The sequence below is a fragment of the Paenibacillus nanensis genome (assembly GCF_003583765.1).
Taxonomy (GTDB): Bacteria; Bacillota; Bacilli; order Paenibacillales; family Paenibacillaceae; genus Pristimantibacillus; species Pristimantibacillus nanensis.
The window spans coordinates 21,664-45,670 of the sequence record NZ_QXQA01000023.1 but is presented as its reverse complement, the minus strand read 5'-3'; the positions used below and the strand labels follow the sequence as shown (position 1 = coordinate 45,670).

Genomic DNA, 24,007 nt, shown 5'->3' with positions numbered 1-24,007 from the left:
TTCCAACAAAAAAAGCCGCGAATGGCAACGTAGTTGCTGCCCATTCGCGGCTTTTCGTCTTATCTGCTGCGCTCCAGGTAATTAGCGACCCAAGCTGCGGTTTCCGCCAGCGAGGCGTCGGCCCGGCCGATCGCGGCAAGCACCTGCTCTTTCGCTGTGCCGCCGTAGACATTACGGGCGTTCACGACCTGCTCCGGCTGAAGCACCGCATAGATGCTGTTATCGAACAGGCTGGAGAACTGCTTGAATTCATCCAGCGTCAGGTCCAGCAAATACTTATTCTGCTCGATGCAGTACAATACCGTCTTGCCGATTACTTCGTGCGCCTGGCGGAACGGCATGCCCTTGCCGACGAGGAAGTCGGCGATGTCCGTCGCATTCGAGAAGTCTTGGTTGACCGCTTGGCGCATACGGTCTCCGTTCACCTTCATTGTCGCGATCATCGGCGCGAACAGCTGAAGCGCGCCCTGCAGCGTCTTCACGGTGTCGAACATGCCTTCCTTGTCCTCCTGCATGTCCTTGTTGTACGCCAGCGGCAAGGACTTCAGCACGGTGAGGAGGCCCACGAGATTGCCGTAGACGCGGCCAGTTTTACCGCGGACAAGCTCCGGCACGTCGGGATTTTTCTTCTGCGGCATAATGCTGCTGCCCGTACAGAACGCGTCGTCCAGCTCCACGAAGCGGAACTCCGTGCTGGACCACAGAATGAGCTCCTCGCTCAAGCGGGACAGATGCATCATGATGATGGAGGCATGCGACAGGAACTCCAAAATAAAATCGCGGTCGCTCACCGCATCCAAGCTGTTTTCGTACACGGCGTCGAATTTCAGCTCTTTCGCCACAAAATGGCGGTCAATCGGGAACGTCGTGCCCGCCAGAGCGCCTGCTCCGAGCGGCAGTACATTAATACGCTTGTAGCTATCCTGCAGACGCTCGATGTCGCGGCCGAACATCGATACGTACGCCATCAAATGATGGGCGAAAAGAATCGGCTGCGCGCGCTGCAGATGCGTATAGCCCGGCACAATCGTATCCGTATTCGCTTTCGCCTGCTCAACCAGCGCGGACTGCAGCTTGTGCAGCATATCCACGAATTCGACGACGCGCTTGCGCAGCCACAAGTGCATATCCGTCGCGACCTGGTCGTTCCGGCTGCGGCCGGTATGCAGCTTGCCGCCCACTGGACCGACATCGTCGATCAGCGTTTTTTCGATATTCATATGAATATCTTCATCGCCGATCGAAAACTCGATGTCGCCGCGTTTGATGCGTTGCATGACGCGATGCAGGCCGTCCTTAATTTTCTCCACATCGTCGGCCGGCAGAATGCCCTGCTTGCCCAGCATCGTCACATGCGCCAGACTGCCTTGGATATCCTCCTCGGCCAGCTCCTTATCGAACATGATCGATGCCGTATATTCCTCAACCAGTTGGTCTGTCTTCTTCGTAAAACGACCGCCCCATAGTTTACTCACCGTTAACCAGCACTCCCTTCCGGACGCAAGGGAACGGAAGCTTGCCGGATGCGAAGCGAGACAATTAGACGCTTCATGGCAACCAGAGAGCGGGTTATTCGCGCAGTACATGCTGCCGCATCCCGATCTTGCTTGCGAAGCGCCAATCGCTCCCTCCATCTGTCCAGTCAAGCTTCCGCCCTTATCCGGCTATTAGTTTTTGCTTTGCTCGACGCCAGAAGAAACTTTCAGCCGCAGCGCGTTCAGGCGGATAAAGCCCGTTGCGTCGCCTTGGTCGTAGGCTTTCGAAGGATCCGCTTCCATCGTTGCGATGTCCGGATTGTACAGGCTGACCGGGCTTTTGACGCCGGCGCCGATGACGTTGCCTTTGTATAGCTTCAAGCGGACAACGCCGCTCACGTTTTTCTGCGACTCGGTCACAAGAGCCTGCAGAGCAAGACGCTCCGGCGCGAACCAGAAGCCGTTGTACACGAGCTGGCTGTACTTCGCGATCAAAGAGTCGCGCAAATGCATCACTTCGCGGTCCATTGTGAGGGACTCCATTTTGCGATGCGCCGTGAACAGGATCGTGCCGCCCGGCGTCTCGTATACGCCGCGGCTCTTCATGCCGACGAAGCGATTCTCCACCATGTCGACGCGTCCGATGCCGTGCTTGCCGCCCAGCTCGTTCAGACGTTCCATCACTTCCAATGGGCTCATCGCCTGGCCGTTAATCGCGACGCAATCGCCTTTTTCAAAAGTCAGCTCCACGTACTCCGCTTGATCCGGCGCGCGCTCAGGCGATACGGACAGCACGTACATGTCCTCGTTCTCTTCCGCGCTCGGGTCGAACCAAGGATCCTCAAGCATGCCGCTCTCGAAGCTGATATGCAGCAGGTTGCGGTCCGTCGAATACGGCTTCGCCGCCGATGCCGTAACCGGAATGCCATGCTCCTGCGCGTACGCGATCATCTCGGCGCGGCCGGGGAACCGCTCGCGGAACGCTTCCAGACGCCAAGGCGCGATGACGTTAATCTCAGGCGCAAGCGCCGCAGCCGTCAGCTCGAAGCGAACCTGGTCGTTGCCTTTGCCCGTCGCGCCGTGCGCGATTGCCGTTGCGCCTTCCGCACGGGCGATGTCCACCATGCGCTTTGCGATCAGCGGACGCGCGATGGATGTGCCGAGCAGGTATTGCCCCTCGTACATCGTTCCCGCTTGGAACATTGGGAAAATGAAGTCTTTTGCAAACTCCGCTCTTAAATCGTCGATATACACTTTGGATGCGCCCGTCGCCAAAGCTTTGGCTTCAAGTCCGTCCAGCTCATCCTTCTGTCCGATATCCGCCGTGAAGGCGATAATCTCCGCGTCATACGTTTCCTTCAGCCATTTCAAAATAACGGATGTATCCAAGCCGCCGGAATAGGCCAGCACGATTTTTTCTTTTGCCATACTCTCCACTCGCTCCCCTTCGGAAAATAAAATTAGGACATAATCGCCGCCATGATCGCTTTTTGCGCATGGAGACGGTTCTCTGCTTGGTCAAAAATAATCGATTGCGGCCCGTCGATGACGCTTTCGCTCACTTCTTCGCCGCGGTGCGCCGGCAGGCAGTGCATGAACTGGAAGTCCTTCTTCGCGTACTTCACGAGCTCGTCATTGACCTGATAGTTCGCAAAAGCGATCTCGCGCTCCTTCTGCTCCGCTTCCTGCCCCATGCTCGCCCACACGTCCGTGTAGATGATGTCGGCGTCCGCAATCGCTTCTTTTGGATCGTGGCATACGACGATGCGCGAGCCCGTCTCGGCCGCATTATCCATCGTCTGGCGAACAATATCCGCGTCAGGCTCATAGCCCTCAGGCGTTGCGATGGACATATTCATGCCTAACTTCGCGGCGCCCATCATCAGCGAATGCACCATGTTGTTGCCGTCGCCGATATAGGCGATTTTGAGCCCTTCCAGCTTGCCCTTCTTCTCGTAAATCGTCTGGAAGTCGCAAAGCGCCTGGCATGGATGCGACAGATCGGTAAGGCCGTTAATGACCGGAATCGTTGCGCCTCTCGCCAGCTCAACTACCTTGCGGTGCGCGAATGTGCGGATCATAATGCCGTCGAGGTAACGGGACAGCGTCTGCGCCGTATCCCAGATCGTCTCGCCGCGTCCGATCTGCAAATCGTTGCCGCTCAGAAACAGCGCATGGCCGCCGAGCTGGTACATCCCAACCTCGAACGATACGCGCGTGCGCGTGGAAGACTTCTCGAAAATCATGCCAAGCGTCTTGCCCTTCAAAATGTGGTGCGTTTCGCCGGCTTTCTGCATTCTCTTCAGCTCAATCGCCAAGTCGATCAGATAGTGAAGCTCTTCCTTCGTAAAATCGACCAGCATCAGAAAGTCGCGGCCCTTCAGGCTGTGCGCGATCTCTTGGTTCAATAATTGCATGAATATTAACCTCCTAAAGGTTTTGCGGAGCAAAACCACTTCGTAAGCATAGGCTAGGGTTTACAGGGTAAACCCACTTCGTAAGCAAAACCATTTCGTAAGCATAAGCTAAGGGTCTGCGGTAGCAAGTCTACTTCGTAAGTATCGGCCAAGGTTTACAGGGTAAACCCTCTTCATAAGCATGGTCTAAGGTTTGCGAGGCGCAAACCTGTTATGCCAGCAGCTCCGCCAAGATGGCCACCGCTTCATCGATTTCTTCTTTCGTTACGAGCAAGTTAGGCAGCAGCCGCAACACATTCGGGCCGGCGCTTAGGACGAGCAGCCCTTTCTTCTGCGCGGCGGAGATGATGTCCCCCACCGGACCCGCGCACTCGATGCCGACGAGCAGGCCGAGTCCGCGCACTTCCTGCGCAAAGCTCGATCCCGCCAGCTTCTCGCGAAGCTGCGCCATCAAGTATTCGCCTTGCTCCGCCGCTCTCGCAGGAAGGCTTTCGCCCACAATTGTCTCGACCGTCGCTTTCACAACCGCCGTCGCGATCGGCGTGCCGCCGAAGGTCGAGCCGTGGCTGCCGGCGGTGAAGCCTTCGCGCAGCTTCTCCTTCGCGACCATCGCGCCGACCGGGAAGCCGCTGCCGAGTCCCTTCGCCAGCGTAAAAATATCCGGCTCGATGCCGAAATGCTCATACGCGAACAGCTTGCCTGTGCGTCCCATGCCCGTCTGGATCTCATCGACGATCAGCAGGATGCCCTCGCGCTTGCAAAGCTCCGCGACCTGCTTGATATATTCGCGGTCGACCGGATGAATGCCGCCCTCAGCCTGCACCAGCTCTAGCATGACAGCCGCCGTTTTGCCGCTGACGGCCGCCTCAAGCGCCGCCATATCGTTCAGCCGGATCGTCGTAAAGCCTTCCGGCAGCGGCGCAAAGCCTTCCTTCACCTTCGCTTGTCCGGTCGCCGTCAAAGTCGCAAGCGTGCGGCCATGGAACGATTGCTCGAAGGTAATGATCTCATAGCGCCCGTTCTTCTGCACAAGCTGCTGATAGCGGCGAGCCAGCTTAATGGCCGCCTCGTTCGCCTCCGCGCCCGAATTGCAGAAGAACACCGCGTCGCCGCAACTGTTATCCGTGAGCAGCTTGGCTGCCTCTGCCTGATTCGGAATTTGGAACAAGTTCGACACATGCCACAGCTGGTCCAGCTGCTTTACCAGCGCTTCCTTAATGCGCGCCGGAGCATGGCCGAGGTTCGTAACCGCAATGCCGCTCACAAAATCTAAATACCGGTTCCCCGCGTCGTCCCACACTCGGCTTCCTTCGCCCTTCACCAGCGTAATGGGAAAACGCGCGTATGTAGGCAGCAGCGATGCCGCGGCCGTCGCCGTTTGATTGTCGCTCATTAATTACACCCGCCCTTCCTTGCTTTGTACGATGCTGGTGCCGACTCCGCCTTCGCGCACCGCGCGCGTCAGCACGCCGGCCTCTTGTCCGCTCACGATAACAACCTCGCGCACCTTGCCTTGGATGCACTGAATGGCCGCTCTAACCTTCGGAATCATACCGCCGTAAATTTCGCCGGATGCGATCATCTCTTCGATTTCCTCTACGGAAACCGAAGGAAGGACTTTCTTCTCGCCGTTTACCGTCTTCATAATCCCCGGCACATCCGTTACGACGATCATCCGCTCGACCCCGAGATGGGACGCTACCGCGCCGGCCGCCGTATCGGCGTTAATGTTATAACGCTGGCCGCTGGCATCGATGCCGATCGGCGCGATGACTGGAATATAGTCCATCGCCATAACGCCTTCGATGATGCCCGCCTTCACATCCGTTACGTCGCCTACGAATCCGATCTCGTCTGCATTCGCCACCGGCTTCGCCTGAATCAAGCCGCCGTCCACGCCGGATAAGCCGAGCGCCTGGGCGCCGTTCAACCCGATCTTCCGGACGATCTCTTTGTTGATGTGTCCCGCCAGCACCATCTCCACGACATCCAGGACGTCGTCGTTCGTCTTGCGCAGGCCATTTACAAATTCCGTCTCGATGCCCAGCTTCGTCAGCGTCTCCGAAATGGCCGGACCGCCGCCGTGCACGATGACCGGCTTTACGCCGGAGCGCTGCAGCTCGCGCAGCTCCCCGAAAAACTCATCCGGCAGCGCCGCAAGCGTGCTGCCGCCGCATTTCATGACAAACCGTTGTTCCATCGCCGCTTCTTCTCCTATCCCCGCCGCTGTCCGCTTACGTGCGGTACGCCGCGTTAATGCGGACGTAATCATAGGTCAAGTCGCAGCCCCAAGCTGTCGCCGCGCCTTCTCCCATATGCAGATCCACTCCGATTACGACCGTATCGCCTTTCAAATATTCCAAAGCAAGCTCCTCGTCGAACGCTACAGGACGGGATTGCTCAAGCGTCACAATGTCGCCGATGCGAATGTCGACCGTCGCCGGGTTCACTGGCTGGCCTGCGCGGCCAACCGCCGCGATAATGCGGCCCCAGTTCGCGTCCGCGCCGAATACCGCCGATTTCACGAGCGAAGAGCCAATAACCGTCTTCGCGATCGCGGCAGCCGCTTCATCGCTCACCGCGCCGCGCACCTGCACCTCGACCAGCTTCGTCGCGCCTTCGCCATCGCGCGCGATCGCCTTCGCCAGCACCTCGCATACATAACGCAGAGCCGCGGCGAACGCGTCCCAGCCCTTATGGTGCGGAGTAAGCTCGTCATTGCCGGCAAGTCCGCTTGCCATCGCAACGAGCATATCATTCGTGCTGGTGTCGCCGTCTACCGTAATCATATTAAATGTCAGGTCGGTCGCTTGACGCAGCAGCGTATGCAGCGCCTCGCTTCCGATCTTCGCGTCGGTTGTCACAAAGCCCAGCATCGTCGCCATGTTCGGATGAATCATACCGGAGCCTTTGGCTGCGCCGGCTACCGTGACCTTCTTGCCGTCGATCTCAAGCTCGACGCATATCGTCTTTTGGACAAGATCCGTCGTCAGAATCGCCTGGCTGAAGCCGTCTGCTCCTTCTATGCTTCCGGTCAGCTGAGCAGGAAGGCTGTCGATGCCGGAGCGAACCTTATCCATTTTCAAATTCTCGCCGATAACGCCCGTGGAAGCGACCGCCACTTGCTCCGCCGTGACGCCGATCGCTTCCGCGAATCTTGCGCGCATCTCATAAGCATCCGCTTCGCCTTGCTCTCCCGTGCACGCATTCGCGTTCCCGCTGTTAACCAGCACCGCGCGCAGCAGGCCGCCCGCTCCGATGCTTTCCTTCGTTACCTTAATCGGCGCCGCTTGGAACACGTTAGTCGTGTATACGCCCGCAGCCGCGGCAGGCACCTCGCAGACGATCGCACCGAGATCGTGGCGGGTTGTTTTTTTGAGACCGCAATGAAGACCGCCTGCGCGGAAGCCTTGCGGCGATGTGATCGAGCCGTCTTCCACAACTTTAAACGGCTGCGACGAAATGATGTCCTGTCCCATTATGAGTCCAATCTCCTTTTTACCAGGGGGTATATATAAGTAATCGCCTTACGGATAAACAGGAACAAACTGCAGACCGAGCGTCTCCTCCCAGCCCATCATCAAGTTGAGGTTTTGAATCGCCTGACCCGCCGCGCCTTTCACCAGATTATCGATGACCGATACAATCGTAATCCGGTTCGTGCGCTTGTCGAGCGCAAAGCCGATGTCGCAATAATTGGAGCCCCATACTTCCTTCGTCGCCGGCCACTGGCCTTCCGGACGAATACGCACGAATGGACGGCCCGCATAGAAGCTTTTATAGAGCTCGATAAAATCGCTCTGCGACCGTTCGCCCTTCACGCTTGCGTACATCGTCGACATAATGCCGCGCGTCATCGGCACGAGGTGCGTCGTAAACGTCGTGACGACCGGCGCGCCCGCCGCGTCCGACAGCACCATCTCGATCTCCGGAATGTGCTGATGCTGGTTCACTTTATACGCTTTGAAATTTTCGTTCAATTCGGAATAATGAGTGCCGAGCGAAGCGCCTCTGCCCGCGCCGGATACGCCGGATTTCGCGTCGATAATAATCGTAGACGGATCGATGAAGCCTTCTTTTACCGCAGGGATCAGTCCCAGCAGCGTCGCCGTCGGGTAACAGCCCGGGTTGGAAATAAACGACGCGCCTTTCACATTGTCGCCGTAAATCTCAGCCAGCCCGAACACGGCCTGCTTCAAATACTGCTCATCCGCGGCAGGCTTCTTATACCACGCTTCATACAAAGCCGGGTCCTTCAGACGGAAGTCGCCCGACAGGTCAATGACCTTCAGCCCAGCCTCAAGCAGCTCGGGAGCGAGCTTTGAAGCTACGGCAGGAGGCGTCGCCAAAAAGACAACCTCCGCCTTCGATTTAATCGTCGCCGCGTCCACATCGTCAAGCAGCTCTTCATGGATGCCCGTTAAATGCGGATAACCTTCCGTAATCGGCGTACCCGCGCTGGAGGACGAAATGACCGAGGTCACCTCCGCCAGCGGATGCGATGCCAACAAACGTATCAACTCAACGCCGCCGTAGCCGGTTGACCCGACGATCGCTACGCCTATCTTCTTGCTCATCCTGCATCTCTCCTCACTCTCGCGAAGCAAGCCTTGCTTCGCCAGCATCATCTCTATGTACATAAAAAAATCTGAATATTTCAGCTACAACTTTTAATTGTACATCAAACGGTAGCGGTTGGAAATATAAGTTCGTCTGCATTATTATACAGCGATATTAATATTAATACAATGATCTATCGCCTGGATTTCCTTGCCGATTCCCGCATCAGCTCTCCAGCTTAAACCCTTGCCCCAGAACCTCCGCCGTATTGCTGATAATGACAAAAGCGCCCGAATCGATCGCCCGGACCAGCTGCTTCAGCTTCGGCACTTCATTTTGCCCGACAACGACCATCAGCACTGTTCTGCCCGCTCCTGTATAACCGCCGTGACCATCCAGCCGCGTTAAACCGCGGTCCAAATCATGCAAAATCGCTTCCGCCACTTCCTCCGTCCGCTCGCTAATAATGAAAGCGACCTTGGAGAGCTGCAAGCCGTTTTGCACAAAATCGATCGTTTTGCTCGTCACGAACAAAGCAATAAGCGCGTAGAGCGACACCTCCGGCGAAAAGATAATGCCTGCCGCAATAATGACGCAGCCGTCGAAGCATACAACGGCCAGGCTGTACGGCAAGCCCGTATACCGGTGCAGAATCTGCGCCGCCAAGTCCAGCCCGCCCGTCGAGCCGCCTCCTCTGAACACGAGACCCAGACCAAGTCCAACCCCGATGCCGCCGTAGATCGCGGCCAATATCGGATTATCCGTCGGCGCCGGCATATGCGCCGTAAGCAAAACAAACAAAGGCAGCACGACCGTGCCGAGCAGCGTCTTCGCTCCGAACTTTTTGCCAAGCAGCAGCAGCCCCGCGATAAATAGCGGGATGTTCAGCGCCCACTGCGTCAGGGCCGGCATAATCCCCGTCAGCTCCTGCACCAGAATCGATATGCCGGACACGCCGCCCGAGGCTATGCCGTTCGGCACCAAAAACAAATTAAAGCTTAGCGCCACGATCAGCGAGCCCAGCAGCAGCTGCAGCATATTCCACACCAGCTGAGCCTTTGGATTTGTTTGCTTTAACCGATCACCGCGTCTCATCTTTCCCACTTGCACTCAAATCATCCCCTTATTCCAAAAAGAAGAGTTCCACACCATTACAGTGTCGGAACTCTTCCTATAGGCTATGCATTATGATAACTCGGCGACCCAAACGCCGCCTTTTTACATTGGTTACTCTTGACGAATCTGATTGCGCAAATACGCGTCGATAAAGGCGTCCAGGTCGCCGTCCATCACAGCGCCGACGTTGCCCGTCTCCATCCCCGTACGATGGTCCTTCACCATGCTATACGGGTGGAACACGTAGGAGCGGATTTGGCTGCCCCACGCAATATCCGATTGCACGCCGCGAATTTCCGCAAGCTCCTTCATCTGCTCTTCGATCTTCCGCTCATACAGCTTCGACTTCAGCATCTTCATCGCGCGTTCGCGGTTGGCGATCTGCGACCGCTCCTGTTGGCAGGCGACGACGATGCCGGTCGGGATATGCGTGATCCGGATAGCCGACTCCGTCTTGTTGACGTGCTGGCCGCCCGCGCCGCTGGCGCGGTACGTGTCGACCTTCAAATCCTCCGTGCGGACTTCGATTTCAATATTGTCATCGATTTCCGGCATAACGTCGCAAGATGCAAACGACGTATGGCGGCGGCCCGCCGAATCGAACGGCGAGATGCGGACCAGGCGGTGAACGCCTTTCTCGGCCTTCAGATATCCATAAGCGTTGTAGCCCTTGATCAGCATCGTAACGCTTTTGATCCCCGCCTCATCGCCGTCCTGATAGTCGAGCACTTCCACCTTAAAGCCTTTTTTCTCGGCCCAGCGGGTGTACATCCGGTAAAGCATCATGCCCCAGTCCTGGGACTCCGTTCCGCCCGCGCCCGGATGAAGCTCTACTATCGCGTTCAGCTTATCGTACGGCTGGTTCAGCAAAAGCTGCAGCTCGAACGCGGATACCCGCTCGGTCAGCTTGGAGACGCCCTCCGCCACTTCCGTCTGCATCGCTTCGTCGTTCTCTTCTTCGGCGAGCTCCAGCATCATCTGGAGCTCCTCCTGATCGTTATTCAGCCGGTCGTATTGCTCCACGACCGATTTCACCGCGTTCAATTCCGAAATAATGCTTTGCGCGCGCTCATTGTCATCCCAAAAATCAGGCATCGACATCTTCTCTTCGAAGTTTGCGATCATCTCCTGCTTCAGGTCTAAGTCAAAGAGACCCCCTGAGCTCTTGGAGACGCTTCGCCGTTTCGCGCAAATCTTGCTTCACTGATATATCCAGCATGGCTTAGCTTCACCTCAAATTCTATTACTGTCCGGCACCATGGCATTGCTTGTATTTCTTGCCGCTTCCGCAAGGGCACATGTCGTTCCGCCCCGCCACTGCCTGGCGTTTCACCGGACGCTTCTCCGCCTGCTCGCCGCCGCCGCTTGTCGACGTCGTTTGGCCTTTTACGACTTCCTGACGCTCCAGGTTGCTCTCGACGCGAGCTTTCATAATATATTTCGAGACTTCCTCTTGGATCGACTCGATCATTTCCTTGAACATTTCGTAGCCTTCGAACTGGTACTCGCGCAGCGGATCCGTGCCGCCGTAAGCGCGAAGGTGGATACCTTGACGCAGCTGATCCATCGCGTCGATATGATCCATCCACTTGCTGTCTACCGCGCGAAGCACGACAACCTTCTCGAATTCGCGCATCGTTTCGGCGCCAAGCATTTCTTCGCGTCTGTCGTACAGCTCGGTAATTTTGCCAAGCAGGAATTCGACGATCTCTTCCTTCTCTTTGCCCCAGATGTCATTCTTGGAAATCGAGCCTTCCTCAAGCAGGTTCGCGTGCGCGTAGTCCACAATCGCTTGGTGTTCCCACTCCTCCGGAATATCCTCCGGACAATGAGCCTCTACCATGCGCTCCACAACAGGCTTGATCATCTCCATAACCTCGCCGCGGATATCCTCGGACTCCAGGATGTCACGGCGCTGCTTATAGATCACCTCACGCTGCTGGTTCATCACGTCATCATATTGCAGGACCACTTTCCGCGTGTCAAAGTTGCTGCCTTCTACCCGCTTCTGCGCGGACTCGACTGCTCTGGAAATCATCCGGCTTTCGATCGGCTGATCCTCGTCGAGGCCAAGACGGTCCATCATCGCCATAATATTGTCGGAGCCGAAGCGGCGCATCAGCTCGTCTTGAAGCGACAGGTAAAATTGCGAGGAGCCCGGGTCGCCTTGACGTCCCGCGCGGCCGCGCAGCTGGTTGTCGATCCGTCTGCTCTCATGGCGCTCCGTACCAATGATATGCAGACCGCCAAGCTCCGCTACACCTTCGCCAAGCAGAATGTCCGTACCGCGTCCGGCCATGTTCGTCGCGATCGTTACCGCGCCCGGTTGACCCGCGCGAGAAATAATCTCCGCCTCTTCCGCGTGGAACTTCGCGTTCAATACTTTATGCTGCACGCCTCTGCGCTTGAGCATCTCCGACAGCTTCTCGGAGTTCTCGATCGAGATTGTGCCGACAAGCACCGGCTGCTTGTTCGCGTGGCGCTGCACAATTTCCTCTACAACCGCCTTGAACTTGCCGTTCTCCGTCTTGTACACGACATCCGGGATGTCCTTCCGGATATTCGGACGGTTCGTCGGCACTTGAATAACGTCGAGGCCGTAAATTTTACGAAACTCTTCTTCCTCCGTCTTCGCCGTACCTGTCATACCCGCCAGCTTACGGTACATCCGGAAGTAGTTCTGGAACGTAATCGTCGCCAGCGTCATGCTTTCGTTCTGTACCTTCAATTGCTCTTTGGCCTCAATCGCTTGATGCAATCCGTCGCTATAGCGGCGGCCAGCCATCAGGCGGCCCGTAAATTCGTCGACAATGACGACTTCGTCTTCTTGAACGACGTAATCCACGTCTCGTCTCATAATGACATTCGCCTTGAGCGCTTGTTGAATATGATGGTTAATGAGCACGTTAGCGTGATCGTACAAGTTCTCGATGCCGAAAGCCCGTTCCGCCTTCTCCACGCCCGCTTCCGTCAGAATGACGTTACGAAGCTTCACATCGACCGTATAATCTTCCTCTGCCTTAAGCCGGCTGACAAAACGGTCCGCAGCATGATACAGCTCCGTCGACTTGGCAGCTTGTCCGGAAATAATAAGCGGCGTTCTCGCCTCGTCGATCAGGATGGAGTCCACTTCGTCAATAATGGAATAGTAAAGAGGACGCTGCACCATCTGCTCCTTGTAGAGCACCATGTTGTCGCGCAGATAGTCGAAACCAAATTCGTTGTTCGTTCCGTACGTAATATCGCAAGCGTAAGCGGCTTGCTTCTCTGCGTGCGTCAGGCCGTGCAGGTTACAGCCGACCGTCATGCCCAAGAAATTGTACAGCTCGCCCATGATCTTGCTGTCGCGCTCCGCCAGGTATCCGTTGACCGTTACAACGTGCACGCCTTTGCCGAGCAGCGCGTTCAAATAAACCGGCAGCGTCGCCACCAGCGTTTTACCTTCACCGGTCTTCATCTCCGCGATCTTGCCCTCATGCAGCACAATACCGCCCATTAATTGCACGTCGAAATGGCGCATGCCCAGAACTCGCTTGGACGCCTCGCGCACTGTCGCAAAAGCTTCCGGCAAAATATCGTTCAGTTCCTCGCCCTTCTCCAGCCGCGCTTTAAACTCACTTGTCTTCGCGCGCAGCTCATCATCCGTGAGCGGCGTAAACTTCGACTCCATGCCATTAATTTCGTCTACCATCTTCTGCAGACGCTTTACCTCGCGCTCGTTCGCGTCTCCGAATATTTTCTTCACCAGTCCGAGCATGGTATTCCCCTCTTTCGGTAGTAAGCTATTTGTTTAAGATTGTAACAGTTTGTAGGACCTGTCGCAATGTCGGGGACAGGCAAATGAAAAGCCCTGTCCTTCGCGGGCAGGGCTGTTGGTTGTATATGGGTTATTTTATGAGTTTCGCCTTAGGTGTCAGCCTTGTTCGATTAAGCCGTATTTCCCGTCGCTGCGCTTGTACACGACGCTTACTTCCTTGCTCTCCGCGTTCGAGAAGACGAAGAAGTTATGCCCAATCATATTCATCTGAAGAATCGCTTCCTCCACGTCCATCGGCTTCAGGGTAAACCGTTTCGTACGGACAAGCTCCAGTTCATCCTCTTCCTCAAGCACGCTGACTGCGGAGCCTTCTTCACGGAACAAGGCTTTCGAGCCGCTGCCCTGTCTGAATTTTCGGTTGACCTTCGTCTTATGTTTTCTGATTTGCCGCTCCAGCTTGTCGACCACCAGATCGATTGAAGCGTACATGTCATCGCTTCTCTCTTCGGCTCTGAGCATGACGCCGACCAGCGGGATCGTCACCTCTACCGTATGTTGTCCTTTCGTCACGGATAGCGTTACTGTAATTTCGGAGGCGATCGGAGCGTCAAAATATTTCTCCAACCGATTAAGTTTCTTCTCGACGTACTCTCTCAAAGCTTCTGTCACCTGAAAGCGTTGTCCTCGAATGTTGTATACCATGGGGCATTCCTCCTTTACTTGCTCTTATTATATCATATGCAGGAGCCCAATTCAAAAGAGTTTTTAGTTTTTTGTGAATTTTCAGAAAATTTGTGGCGAATATGAGAAAGCCCATTAGACCACTTCATTAGAGCGGTAATGAGCTTTATGGGATACTCTATTTTTGAACTGCCTTATTTGTAGAAATAGGTGTCTGTCTCCTTCAGAATCATAGGGTTAGTTCGGTTAGTTCATTACAATCGATCCGCTTGTACCAGAACGAACCAGTATCCTCAATCATCCCTCTTTCCGTCGTGAAAGCTCCCTTAAAGCCGCACGGCAGCAGAAGATCTTTTAAATTTTCTTTCATTAACTCTTTTTTCTCCCCGCCCCCAAACGGAGGCGTATACCATGAAGGCTTGATATTTAATTGCTCCTGCATAAATTGAACACACGGCGCGATTTCATTTGTGAAATAGGCTTGTACATCTCCATCGAATGGGGCGTGATAAACGCTGTGAACACCTAAAGTCATTCCTGCTTGCTTCATAATACGGAATTCCTCAACACCAATGTACATATCGTCGATAAACTTTTGCTTGGAACCAATCAACGAGTATACCAGATGTTCCAAGATATTTTTGCTTTGCTTCGCATCTAAAATAAAATTTAATGTATATTTGATCCATTTTCTTATAGAGGATTTCTCATAAGCATAGGTAGCATCTGCCTTACGCAGCTTCAACAAATCCTCGGCAGTTAAATGAGGACGCAGTTCATCCCACAAGTGATTTTCTTCCACTAACGAAAGAGCTGCATGCACCAAATGAAAAACAGGAACTTCTTGCTCTGCCAACGGACCTGACATGACCGTGAAATAACCCGGGACTCCCTTTCGCCTCATAATGTCAAAGGCGTATTCATACTGGTCTCTCGTCGCGTCATCGAAAGTTAAAATACATTTAGGTTTTGCCGTTTTATTATTCAATTCATCCGGCAATACAAAATCGTGCGTTTTCCCTAGCCGGTCGATCTGCGACTCGAACTCCTTAGGCGAGATGGGAACGCTCCCTTTCCAATCCTCCGGCTCTCTAACGTAATGATACATGACTGCTAAATTCACATGGATGCCCCTTATATAGGAATTCTTTTTTCTTTCAAGCTATTGTTCGAAGCGAAGGAAACGGAAGCTCCCCGTATTTCCAAAATGATGGTTTATCTCATTTATAAATTGTAAAAAAATTCATTCCTTACTTTCCGTTATCACCTTGTATACTCTATATTATATCGGTTATGGCTGTTCTAATTATGAAGATAAAGGGAATGGAATTTAAAACAACAAAAAAAGCCCCGGTCTCCCGGGGCTTTATGTGTGTTAGGCACGTCAATTGAACCATCTATATAGTGGCTAATGATAGCCGGATGATTACAGTTTGACTACGTTTGCAGCTTGTGGACCGCGTGCGCCTTCTACGATGTCGAATTCAACCGCTTGGCCTTCTTCGAGCGTTTTGAAGCCTTCGGATTGGATTGCGGAGAAATGAACAAATACGTCGCCGCCTTGCTCAGTCTCGATGAATCCGTAGCCTTTCTCTGCGTTAAACCATTTTACTTTACCTTGCATTCGCAAACATTCCCTTCATCTTCAAATACTGTGAGGCTTCAATAAGGTCTGGCCCACAAATCGACTATACCACCGAAATCATGGAATTGTCAAACAATTTATTGAAAACGTATACAATCAAGTAACGTCCGTCTATTTGACGTTCTCTATAAGGCATTTCGGCTTAAACAGATGGAATAATCCTCCTCTGTATCGATCTCCATACAAAAACCTTCGTAGTAATGGGGTAGTAGCGTTAATTCGGTTTTCAACAGGTCATTTAATGCATTTTCTGCATATACTGCTATTTTGTCTTGAGCGATATATTCATTAATTTGCTCCAGCCATTGTTTCATAAAACTATACTCCAATCTATACAGCGGGAGCAGGAACTTGCAATCATGAAAAATATTTATTGCGATTTGCAGAATACGGCCTTGAGCAATATGCGCTTTAAAATCTTTCTCCGGCAGTTCCTCACCCGGACTCACCAGTACAGTGTTACGATTGGGCGAACGAAGTAAACCACGCATAACCCCGGACTCGTACACTAAATCCCCATGGAGTAAAATACAATCGCTGTTTATATAGTCGCGAATGAGGTGTAACGAATAAATATAATTCGTTGTCTTGAAGCGGTCGTTATGAATAAATTGAAATTGATATCGGTCCCCATACCTGTGAAGCAGGTAAGACTTTATCGTATCATGAAATTGCCCAGTCGTTAGGACCATGTCACGGATACCGTTATCAGCCAACGAATCAACCTGTTTACTTAAAACAGTATGTCCTTCGCCTAAAGGGAGCAAGCACTTCGGCAGATTTTGCGTTCTGCAGCCCATACGAGACCCGGTCCCTGAATTTAATATAATTGCTTGCATGGTTCACCTCAGGTCAAGACCGACCTAGTCGCCGACTCGATAAAATTCATAAATTCAATTTTGTTCTCAATCGGTGTCGTCTCCGGTCTTCCCAAATCCTTTCTAGACATAGCATTCACTTTGACTTCCACCAAACAGGCGCCAGTATGATTAAGCACCTGCGCCATAATTGCTTTAAGCTCGTCCTCGGTAGATGCTGAAAATACCCTTTTGTACCCACAAGCACGAGCCATATCTGCAATGTGTATGCTTCGCGCACTGTTCGGTTGACCGCCAACCGATTCATGTATCCCATTATTTATAATAATGTGCGTGTAATTCTCCCCGGCGTAATCCCCATTAATAGCAAGCGCCCCCATATGCATGAGCATCGCTCCCTCTCCGTCGATGCAGTAAACGGGCAAATGCTTCTTGGCTAACGATATACCTAGCGCAATTTGTGAGCTGTGTCCCATTGAACCTACCGTCAGGAAATCGCGATTGAGCGGCATTCCTTTACTTTTTCTAAGTTCATATAGCTCCCTTGAAGTTTTGCCGGTTGTCGATACAATAACTGCACTACTCTCAATGGAATCAACAACTAACTCAATTGCCTCTTCGCGTGTCATAGGAAGAGAGCTATAGCCGCTCTTGACCGAATGGACTGGCTCGAATGTATTTTTCTTCACAACCAAAGCAAAAGGCTGCTGCTGCTCAATCATATAAGTCTTCGCTTCCGCAAGCAATTGATCAACCTCTTCAATTTCAGTGGATGCATCGAGAATTGCTGACCGGATTCCAAGTAATTCAAGCATATCCATAGTTAATAAACCCTGCTTTTTATGCTGCGGCTCGTCACTCACGCCTGGTTCCGCCCTCCAGCCGATTATTAACAAAGCTGGAATTCGGTATACCATAGAATCTGTCAAGGATAGAAGGGGGTTAACAAGATTGCCGAGACCCGAATTTTGCAGATAGACGGCACCAACTTTGGACGTCGCTAAATAATAACCGGCAGCAAGCGACAATGCATTCCCCTCATTTGCAGCTATCACGTGGTTGCCTCTTGAGGATTGCTTATCTATAACCTCACATAGAGGCTGCAATAGCGAGTCCGGCACCCCGCTAAAAAAATCAATGCCTGCATCCAATAATCGGTTATAGAATTCAGTCGGGCAAAGCATTTAGTTACCTCCCGGAATAAGCGTCAGAATCTGATTAATTGGCATACAAACCTCATCACATTCGAGCGATCTTTCATGCGTCAGTATTTTAGTAGCGGCATCAACCATTGCTGGATATGCGCTCCGGAGCAGATGATTCGCATAAATAACCATATTCACGCCTAATTCTCTAAGCTCTTCCTCATACATATGATTAAAACTTGTAGGGACGACAACAAGCGGAACACGGTTCGGAAATTTAGCATATTCGCGGCAGAACGTTTTAATTTCCTCTCCATCCTTCTCCTTACTATGAATCATGATTCCGTCTGTTCCCGCTTCAATATAGGCTTTAGCACGGGCAAGCGCATCATCCATACCTGCCTTAAGGATCAAGCTTTCGATTCGCGAAATAATCATAAAATCATCTGTAACAAGCGCTTTTTTACCCTCTTTAATTTTATGACAGAAATTCTCGATTGTATCTTGGCTCTGCTCGACATCTGTACCGAACAATGAATTCTTCTTAAGTCCAATTTTATCTTCAATAATGATTGCAGAGACACCTAATCGTTCAAGTGTCTTTACGGTGTAGACAAAGTGCTCGACAAGTCCGCCAGTGTCGCCATCGAGAATGATCGGTTTAGTCGTAACCTCCAGAACATCATTGATTGTGTTCAAACGCGAGGTTAAATCCACTAACTCAATATCCGGCTTTCCTTTGGCCGTCGAATCGCATAGACTGCTGATCCACATTGCATCAAAGCTTTTTGGTCGGTTGTCTTCTTTAATGACTTTGGTATTCTCAACGATAAGTGCCGTCAGTCCATTATGCGCTTCCATGACCGTAACTAACGGTTTCAGCGCCAAAAGCCTTTTTAGAACACCTCTTCTAAAATCAGGGGTTGTGCTTGATTGCTGCATTAGCTGTTCCAGACGTTTAATGGAATCTCCCTCTGTATACTCGACTTCTATCAGTCTGCCGTCCCATTGGGCTAGTGTCTCAATAACGCGACTTCTCGTTTCTGATTGAACGCCGCTCCTCCAATTATCGCCATGAATAACGAAATCAGGTTTATATTTTAATAAGTTCGGTACATAATCTAGTGATGATTGCTCTACGACTTCACTTACCCCTTTTATATTTTCGATCATCATTTTACGCTCTTCGAACGAAAGGATCGGCATTTTTTTATAAGTCGAAACTACATCGTCAGTTAAAACACCGACAATCACAGTCCCGTACTTCTGCGCTTCCTTAATGACATTAATATGCCCATAATGTAAAATATCGGCACTCATGGCTAGATAGACGGTTTTCATTGCACTTGCTCCATTCTAGTAAATATGATGTAGGATATGGTTTACTTCTTCAACCGTTAATAAATAGGGGTTATTATCCATTCGGCCTTTCGTAAAACATTCCGCTGCAATCGCGGCTAGTTCTTCCTTGTTGACCCCATAGTCTCTAAGCTTGGTCTTAATTCCCGCCCGACTGCATATCGAGTTTACTCGTTCCTGCAGATCGTTAGGCGAATCAATCTTCAATGCCGCAAATAATGCCTTCTGGTCGTTTAAATAAGGCAAATTGTAGAGAAGTATAGAAGCTAAAGTCATCGTTACCGCAATACCATGCTCGATCCCATAACGGAGAGTTAAAGGATACGCCATCGCATGACAGGCCGTTGTTCTAGTATGAGAAAATGCGTACCCTGCATTTAAGCTGCCTAAGGACAGGTTGTTTCGGGCTTCTTCCTTCAATTCCTGATGAAAAAGCTGTTCAAGACCCACTAATATCCTTGACGCCCCTGTTAATGAAAACGCACGAGAGCATTCATTGCTTTCTTTCGCCCAATAGGCCTCTACAGCGTGACATAAAGCATCTAATCCGCTAGTGACGGATGTACGAAGAGTAAGGCTATACGTAAGCGACGGGTCTACCAAAGCAAAGTCGGGATAGAGTGCTGGATGGTCAATCGAATATTTCTTTTGATTATCCTTATCCCAAACCGTCGCCCACTTTGTAAGTTCAGATCCGGAACCGGAAGTCGTTGGGATGGCTACGATTGCCTCATGACCTGGCTGAAAATCGGAAGTCCCGATTATTTTTCGTAAATCCTCCTCCGAATTCAGATCAAGCGAAGAAGCTGCCTTGATTGCCTTAGCCATATCAAGAACGCTTCCTCCGCCTATAGCTATAAACGTATCAAAACGGTAATTTTTCGCTTGTCGATGAATCTCCAGCACATCCGATATATCGGGGTGGCTAGGAATCCGGTCAAATCGGACAATCTTATACCGGCTTATTAAGGGAAGCAGCTTCTCCTCGCACCCTGATTCTTTAAAACTCCTCGATCCGCAAAATAAGGCTATACGCTTGCTTGATAAACTTTCAAGAACTTCTTCCAACTTCGCAAAAGAGCCCGGTCCCCAAATCGCTCTTACAGGGTTATAATAAACATCCATAGCCTTAACTCCGTTTCTGGGAGGTTCCATCAGCCTCGCAAATTGGATCCGTAATCATGAAATGACGAATATGGTCATAAACAAGCTTCTCATAATATGAAGCTTTCTCTACATTCTTGTATGCTTCATCTTCACCTGTTTCTCGATTTAATAATGATACGGAATATGAATCCAAGCGAACCAGACCGTCTTTCCTCACGCTATTTTTTGTCTCGAACCGGAAAGAATGCGTGTTATCCGTGATAGAGGCCTTGTACGATTGTCCAGGGTGCAGGGACTCTGAGAATACATAATTGCGCTCGGCTCGGCCTCCTAATACGGCGGGCAGTTTGCCGTCTATCCCTGAAACTTGCTCGAGACCGCTTAATTGAAGCATTGCTGGGAAAATATCAATTGCCTCTAGCCATTCCGTTGTCTTTCCGGATGGAATTCCTCTCCCCTTCATCATAAGAGGAATTCTGCTCCGGCTTGGATGAAGTACATAATCCTCTTCCGCCAAAAAAGATTGGCCATGGTCGGAATGGAGAACGAGCACCAGTTCATCCTCTTCATACTTTTGGGTCAAGTAATCATAAAGCATCCCAAGATAGGTATCGATCCTTGTAATTTCGAGCTCATATTTTTGAATTTTGCTTTCGTCGAATTTTGTTAATACCGTAGTCGTCCCTTTTTTGTGACTGTTCATTCTTAATGAAATATCTGTTTTGGCTTGCGTGGATAAATTGCATTCGATTTGGTCCGGGACATGATGAAGATCCTCAATGCACATCCATACATAATTGTTTTTATCCTTGAATGTTTCCAGATGCTCAATCGTGTCCATGACAACTTCTCTACAATCCATCCCGCCGAGAAAGTTTTTATATAAAATCCGATCATAACCTTTATAATATCCATAAGTAGGGGTAATTCTCCAGTTATTCCCTATATAAGCAGTGAAATATCCCCCATCCTTATAACATTCTTGCAATAGACGATTGTGATTTTCAAAACTATAGTTGTAAGTTGGGTGATATAAACGGTGGTTTGTCGTGTACTTGCCTGTCGTAATGCTGGCGATGCTAGGCAGCGTCCATTCACTAGTAGCATGACAATTCGTTGCGATCAAACCTTTCTGAAAAAACCGATGCGTATTGGGCATCACTCGCTCTAATCCCTGCTGCTCTAGAAAATCATAAGATAGACCGTCTATGAATATATGAACAACCAGACGCTCTCGTTTCGGTTCATCCTTTAAAGGGATCGGATTGCCAATAAATACAGGGCGATCGGCAGTTACTTTCAAGCTGCCAGCTTCACTAAATCGCAAGTAATGATATTGATTAATCCTTAACTCGCCTGCACGGAAAGGAAAGGATTGTCCGTTTAATTGGAAGCTGACGCCGGTTCCCTCCTCGATAAGCGAAAACGGGACTATAGAATCTTCTTGCAATTCAATAATCCGCTCTGCCGCGCGTCGCCCCTTAAACATCTCCGTTTTGAAATTGAAGTAGTTATTTTTGTCCAGGTTATTTATTAATAAAGAGCCATTTAAGTTGATTAATGCTTCTTCGCTTGTCCCTTCCGCAATTACATGACGAACCCTGCTTTGATTAAACCGGTCCAGAGGAAACCAACGGTCGTCACCTTCTGCCAGGAGCAGCGCGCACGCCTCAATCTCTTGTTTGACTGCTTCGAAGTTTTCTCCGGCTTCTTGCAGGAGCTGCAAACTATATTGATCAAAAACGTTTTGAGCCTCTTGCGTTTGCTCTGCACGATCCGCATATTTAATGGCGTAAACACAGTAACGTAAGCAATCCCAGTAATCACCGAGCGCCGAACAAACAACCCCGTAATTTAAATTCAAATCGAAATGGAACGGAAACTTATTCAACCCTTTAGTCAAAACGTCCTTAGCCTCTTCCAGACGGCCAGCCATAAATAAATAGTTGGCTTTTAATGAATATAAGTTTGGGTCCTCAATATAACCGGCATACTCATTAATTTTTGCAGAGGCGCTCTCTAGGTCGCCACGATTCAGATCATCCTGAATCGCTTGGTTTAATTGTCGCAGCATTTCAATGCTTTGCATAACTTCTGGATTCTGCATGTATGAAAACTCCTTGAGGCTTATTACGGTCTATTACCCTTTCCTTGCACGGTTTGGTATCCGAGTAATAATTCGCATAGTTGAAAATCTAGAATTGTATCAATATCTAGCGATCTTTCTTTCGGCATAATATAGGCAGCCGTTTTGTCTGTTACAAATGATTCCGTCTTTCTCAATTCTTCAATTGCAGAGACATACACGGCGCCGTTAAGCGTATATAATGTCGGTAATTCTTGTCTAGGAAGCGTGCTGGTGCGCCCCATAATCGGTTCAAGCCTGTCCTCGTCCCCCAATCGGAACATCCAATACGGGCTCTTCTCTTGCAGGGATACCGATACAACTGGGGCCGACAATTCAGCAAATCGTTCAATCGAACCGTCTATATCCGCATGATTACGCAATGGCGATGTAGGCTGTAGAAGGACTACAGCATCGAAACCAGGCATTTGGTCGATCGCATGCAAGACAGGTGTAATACCCGGCGTATCGTCTTGTGCCAAAGTTTCTGGACGTTTAAAAGGAACTTCCGCTCCATGCGCCAACGAGATGCGGATAATGTCATCGTCATCGGATGTGACGATAACCTTATCCAAATACTTTGACTTCAAAGCCGCTTCAATCGTCCAGGCGATCAAGGGCTTCCCGGCTAACTGACGAATGTTTTTGCCGGGCACCCCCTTCGAGCCACCTCTTGCCGGTATAATTCCTAAAATTCTTATATCCTTAATCATCTTACACAATTCCCTGTAAATATTCTGAATTCGCTCGTTCAAAATCGTCTAACCGCCCGATATCCATCCAGTACTCTCGGATCGGAAAAGCAGATGTAGCAGCCTCCAGTTGAAGAAGCTTATCAAATAAAGACGGCATATCATAGAAGGTATCCTGCGGTATATATTGCAATGCGTCCGGTGAGAGCACATAAATGCCTCCACTAATAAAGAAACGTTGAACCGGCTTTTCCTCGATTCCTTCGAGACGGTCGTTATTTACTCGCACGACACCGTAAGGCACTTGATATTCATATTCCCTTACACACATTGTGGCTTTACTTTTTGTTTCGATATGAAAGTCTAGAAGCTGTTTAAAGTTCACTTTTGTTAATAAGTCTCCATTCATAACAATGATGGGCTCGTCCGGCAAAAAAGGCAGCAAACTAAGCGCCCCAGCTGTACCTAAACGTTTATTCTCTTGCACATATAGAATTTCGACTCCCCACCTCGAGCCGTCGCCAAAATAACTCATAATCATTTCGGCTTTATAATTAACGGAAATAATAAAACGGTAAAATCCATTTGCGATAAAGTTCTCCAGAATAACTTCCAAAATCGGCTTGGTACCAATTTTCAACAAAGGCTTCGGGCAATGTTTAGTAAGTTCGCCCAATCTGGAACCTAACCCGCCAGCCATTAACACAACCCAGTTATCGTTTCGTTTAAACTTAATCATTTCATCAAGTAATTCAAGCCGGACGACCTTGCCAAGCTTATCGACAATTGGAATTTGCTTCAAATGATAGTTTTTCATTTTTGCGAACACAATCTCGGGACTGTCGTCCTCAGTTGACACGATAGGGCTCGACTGCATAATTAGGCGAACTTCACTGTTAAGTTCTATTCCGCGCAAGATCCCTCTTCTTATATCACCGTCTGTAATTGTCCCGATAAGTCGTTGCTCCTCATCGACCACAAGGGCAATTTGAACAGATCCTTTATCAATTATGAATAGAGCTTCCATTATGGAGGAATGCGGCGAAATCAATAGCCGGTTAATGGATTTCATGTTAGATCCTCCTTCTCATCTCCAAGTCTCTTACATTT

The 24,007-nt window shown here is 50.6% G+C and carries 20 protein-coding genes; all 20 read right to left on the bottom strand.

Annotated features, from left to right (window positions below; translation table 11 throughout):
- Window positions 1-59 precede the first annotated feature (59 nt).
- Window positions 60-1,475: an argininosuccinate lyase gene (gene argH / locus D3P08_RS25220; RefSeq protein WP_119602898.1), complete on the bottom strand. Its 1,416-nt coding sequence runs from the start codon at window positions 1,473-1,475 to the stop codon at window positions 60-62.
- A gap of 192 nt (window positions 1,476-1,667) precedes the next feature.
- Window positions 1,668-2,903 carry an argininosuccinate synthase gene (locus D3P08_RS25215; RefSeq protein ID WP_119602897.1) on the bottom strand — a complete coding sequence of 412 codons (1,236 nt, stop codon included), beginning with the start codon at window positions 2,901-2,903 and terminating at the stop codon, window positions 1,668-1,670.
- A gap of 32 nt (window positions 2,904-2,935) precedes the next feature.
- The gene (gene argF, locus D3P08_RS25210) at window positions 2,936-3,892 is read right to left on the bottom strand and encodes an ornithine carbamoyltransferase (protein ID WP_119602896.1); all 957 of its coding nucleotides are present in this window, start codon (window positions 3,890-3,892) and stop codon (window positions 2,936-2,938) included.
- A gap of 211 nt (window positions 3,893-4,103) precedes the next feature.
- The gene (locus tag D3P08_RS25205; protein WP_119602895.1) at window positions 4,104-5,285 is read right to left on the bottom strand and encodes an acetylornithine transaminase; all 1,182 of its coding nucleotides are present in this window, start codon (window positions 5,283-5,285) and stop codon (window positions 4,104-4,106) included.
- 3 nt (window positions 5,286-5,288) lie between these two features.
- The gene (argB, locus tag D3P08_RS25200) at window positions 5,289-6,092 is read right to left on the bottom strand and encodes an acetylglutamate kinase (RefSeq protein ID WP_119602894.1); all 804 of its coding nucleotides are present in this window, start codon (window positions 6,090-6,092) and stop codon (window positions 5,289-5,291) included.
- Between the two features lie 34 nt (window positions 6,093-6,126).
- The gene (gene argJ / locus D3P08_RS25195; RefSeq protein WP_119602893.1) at window positions 6,127-7,371 is read right to left on the bottom strand and encodes a bifunctional ornithine acetyltransferase/N-acetylglutamate synthase; all 1,245 of its coding nucleotides are present in this window, start codon (window positions 7,369-7,371) and stop codon (window positions 6,127-6,129) included.
- Window positions 7,372-7,419: 48 nt separating this feature from the next.
- Complete coding sequence (gene argC, locus D3P08_RS25190; protein ID WP_119602892.1) at window positions 7,420-8,469, bottom strand: N-acetyl-gamma-glutamyl-phosphate reductase; 1,050 nt, start codon at window positions 8,467-8,469, stop codon at window positions 7,420-7,422.
- Between the two features lie 208 nt (window positions 8,470-8,677).
- Window positions 8,678-9,547 (bottom strand): YitT family protein, encoded by an 870-nt coding sequence (locus D3P08_RS25185; RefSeq protein WP_119602919.1) that lies wholly within the window; start codon window positions 9,545-9,547, stop codon window positions 8,678-8,680.
- Window positions 9,548-9,679: 132 nt separating this feature from the next.
- Window positions 9,680-10,787 (bottom strand): peptide chain release factor 2 gene (gene prfB, locus D3P08_RS25180; RefSeq protein WP_119602891.1). Its coding sequence is split into 2 segments (ribosomal slippage): window positions 9,680-10,714 and window positions 10,716-10,787, totalling 1,107 coding nucleotides; the frame shifts between segments, so codons are not numbered across the junction.
- Window positions 10,788-10,811: 24 nt separating this feature from the next.
- Window positions 10,812-13,325 (bottom strand): preprotein translocase subunit SecA, encoded by a 2,514-nt coding sequence (gene secA, locus D3P08_RS25175; RefSeq protein WP_119602890.1) that lies wholly within the window; start codon window positions 13,323-13,325, stop codon window positions 10,812-10,814.
- Window positions 13,326-13,481: 156 nt separating this feature from the next.
- Window positions 13,482-14,027, bottom strand: coding sequence for a ribosome hibernation-promoting factor, HPF/YfiA family (gene hpf, locus D3P08_RS25170; RefSeq protein ID WP_119602889.1), 546 nt, complete (start codon window positions 14,025-14,027; stop codon window positions 13,482-13,484).
- Window positions 14,028-14,235: 208 nt separating this feature from the next.
- Window positions 14,236-15,129 carry a polysaccharide deacetylase family protein gene (locus D3P08_RS25165; RefSeq protein ID WP_119602888.1) on the bottom strand — a complete coding sequence of 298 codons (894 nt, stop codon included), beginning with the start codon at window positions 15,127-15,129 and terminating at the stop codon, window positions 14,236-14,238.
- Window positions 15,130-15,432: 303 nt separating this feature from the next.
- Entirely contained in the window at window positions 15,433-15,630 is a 198-nt protein-coding gene (locus tag D3P08_RS25160) for a cold shock domain-containing protein (RefSeq protein ID WP_087569424.1), read from the bottom strand.
- Window positions 15,631-15,776: 146 nt separating this feature from the next.
- On the bottom strand, window positions 15,777-16,490 hold the full coding sequence (locus D3P08_RS25155) for a phosphocholine cytidylyltransferase family protein (protein ID WP_119602887.1): 714 nt from the start codon (window positions 16,488-16,490) through the stop codon (window positions 15,777-15,779).
- A gap of 8 nt (window positions 16,491-16,498) precedes the next feature.
- Window positions 16,499-17,653: a phosphonopyruvate decarboxylase gene (aepY, locus tag D3P08_RS25150; protein ID WP_119602886.1), complete on the bottom strand. Its 1,155-nt coding sequence runs from the start codon at window positions 17,651-17,653 to the stop codon at window positions 16,499-16,501.
- Window positions 17,654-18,955: a phosphoenolpyruvate mutase gene (gene aepX, locus D3P08_RS25145; protein ID WP_119602885.1), complete on the bottom strand. Its 1,302-nt coding sequence runs from the start codon at window positions 18,953-18,955 to the stop codon at window positions 17,654-17,656.
- Window positions 18,956-18,970: 15 nt separating this feature from the next.
- Complete coding sequence (locus tag D3P08_RS25140) at window positions 18,971-20,098, bottom strand: phosphonoacetaldehyde reductase (protein ID WP_162848599.1); 1,128 nt, start codon at window positions 20,096-20,098, stop codon at window positions 18,971-18,973.
- 4 nt (window positions 20,099-20,102) lie between these two features.
- Window positions 20,103-22,187 carry a sulfatase-like hydrolase/transferase gene (locus tag D3P08_RS25135; RefSeq protein ID WP_119602883.1) on the bottom strand — a complete coding sequence of 695 codons (2,085 nt, stop codon included), beginning with the start codon at window positions 22,185-22,187 and terminating at the stop codon, window positions 20,103-20,105.
- A 23-nt stretch (window positions 22,188-22,210) separates the two neighbouring features.
- Complete coding sequence (locus tag D3P08_RS25130) at window positions 22,211-22,918, bottom strand: acylneuraminate cytidylyltransferase family protein (RefSeq protein ID WP_119602882.1); 708 nt, start codon at window positions 22,916-22,918, stop codon at window positions 22,211-22,213.
- Window position 22,919: 1 nt separating this feature from the next.
- Window positions 22,920-23,969, bottom strand: a complete 1,050-nt coding sequence (locus tag D3P08_RS25125; RefSeq protein ID WP_119602881.1) for a nucleotidyltransferase family protein — start codon at window positions 23,967-23,969, stop codon at window positions 22,920-22,922.
- Window positions 23,970-24,007: the final 38 nt, after the last annotated feature.

Bases quoted from the DNA above. Each gene is read 5' to 3' on its own strand.
- aepY (WP_119602886.1), bottom strand. From the start codon at position 17,653: ATGCTTTGCCCGACTGAATTCTATAACCGATTATTGGATGCAGGCATT.
- argB (WP_119602894.1), bottom strand. From the start codon at position 6,092: ATGGAACAACGGTTTGTCATGAAATGCGGCGGCAGCACGCTTGCGGCG.
- argF (WP_119602896.1), bottom strand. From the start codon at position 3,892: ATGCAATTATTGAACCAAGAGATCGCGCACAGCCTGAAGGGCCGCGAC.
- D3P08_RS25140 (WP_162848599.1), bottom strand. From the start codon at position 20,098: ATGGATGTTTATTATAACCCTGTAAGAGCGATTTGGGGACCGGGCTCT.
- D3P08_RS25205 (WP_119602895.1), bottom strand. From the start codon at position 5,285: ATGAGCGACAATCAAACGGCGACGGCCGCGGCATCGCTGCTGCCTACA.
- secA (WP_119602890.1), bottom strand. From the start codon at position 13,325: ATGCTCGGACTGGTGAAGAAAATATTCGGAGACGCGAACGAGCGCGAG.
- argJ (WP_119602893.1), bottom strand. From the start codon at position 7,371: ATGGGACAGGACATCATTTCGTCGCAGCCGTTTAAAGTTGTGGAAGAC.
- D3P08_RS25155 (WP_119602887.1), bottom strand. From the start codon at position 16,490: ATGCAAGCAATTATATTAAATTCAGGGACCGGGTCTCGTATGGGCTGC.
- aepX (WP_119602885.1), bottom strand. From the start codon at position 18,955: ATGAAAACCGTCTATCTAGCCATGAGTGCCGATATTTTACATTATGGG.
- argC (WP_119602892.1), bottom strand. From the start codon at position 8,469: ATGAGCAAGAAGATAGGCGTAGCGATCGTCGGGTCAACCGGCTACGGC.
- D3P08_RS25125 (WP_119602881.1), bottom strand. From the start codon at position 23,969: ATGAAATCCATTAACCGGCTATTGATTTCGCCGCATTCCTCCATAATG.
- D3P08_RS25130 (WP_119602882.1), bottom strand. From the start codon at position 22,918: ATGATTAAGGATATAAGAATTTTAGGAATTATACCGGCAAGAGGTGGC.
- D3P08_RS25160 (WP_087569424.1), bottom strand. From the start codon at position 15,630: ATGCAAGGTAAAGTAAAATGGTTTAACGCAGAGAAAGGCTACGGATTC.
- hpf (WP_119602889.1), bottom strand. From the start codon at position 14,027: ATGGTATACAACATTCGAGGACAACGCTTTCAGGTGACAGAAGCTTTG.
- D3P08_RS25135 (WP_119602883.1), bottom strand. From the start codon at position 22,187: ATGCAGAATCCAGAAGTTATGCAAAGCATTGAAATGCTGCGACAATTA.
- D3P08_RS25215 (WP_119602897.1), bottom strand. From the start codon at position 2,903: ATGGCAAAAGAAAAAATCGTGCTGGCCTATTCCGGCGGCTTGGATACA.
- D3P08_RS25185 (WP_119602919.1), bottom strand. From the start codon at position 9,547: ATGAGACGCGGTGATCGGTTAAAGCAAACAAATCCAAAGGCTCAGCTG.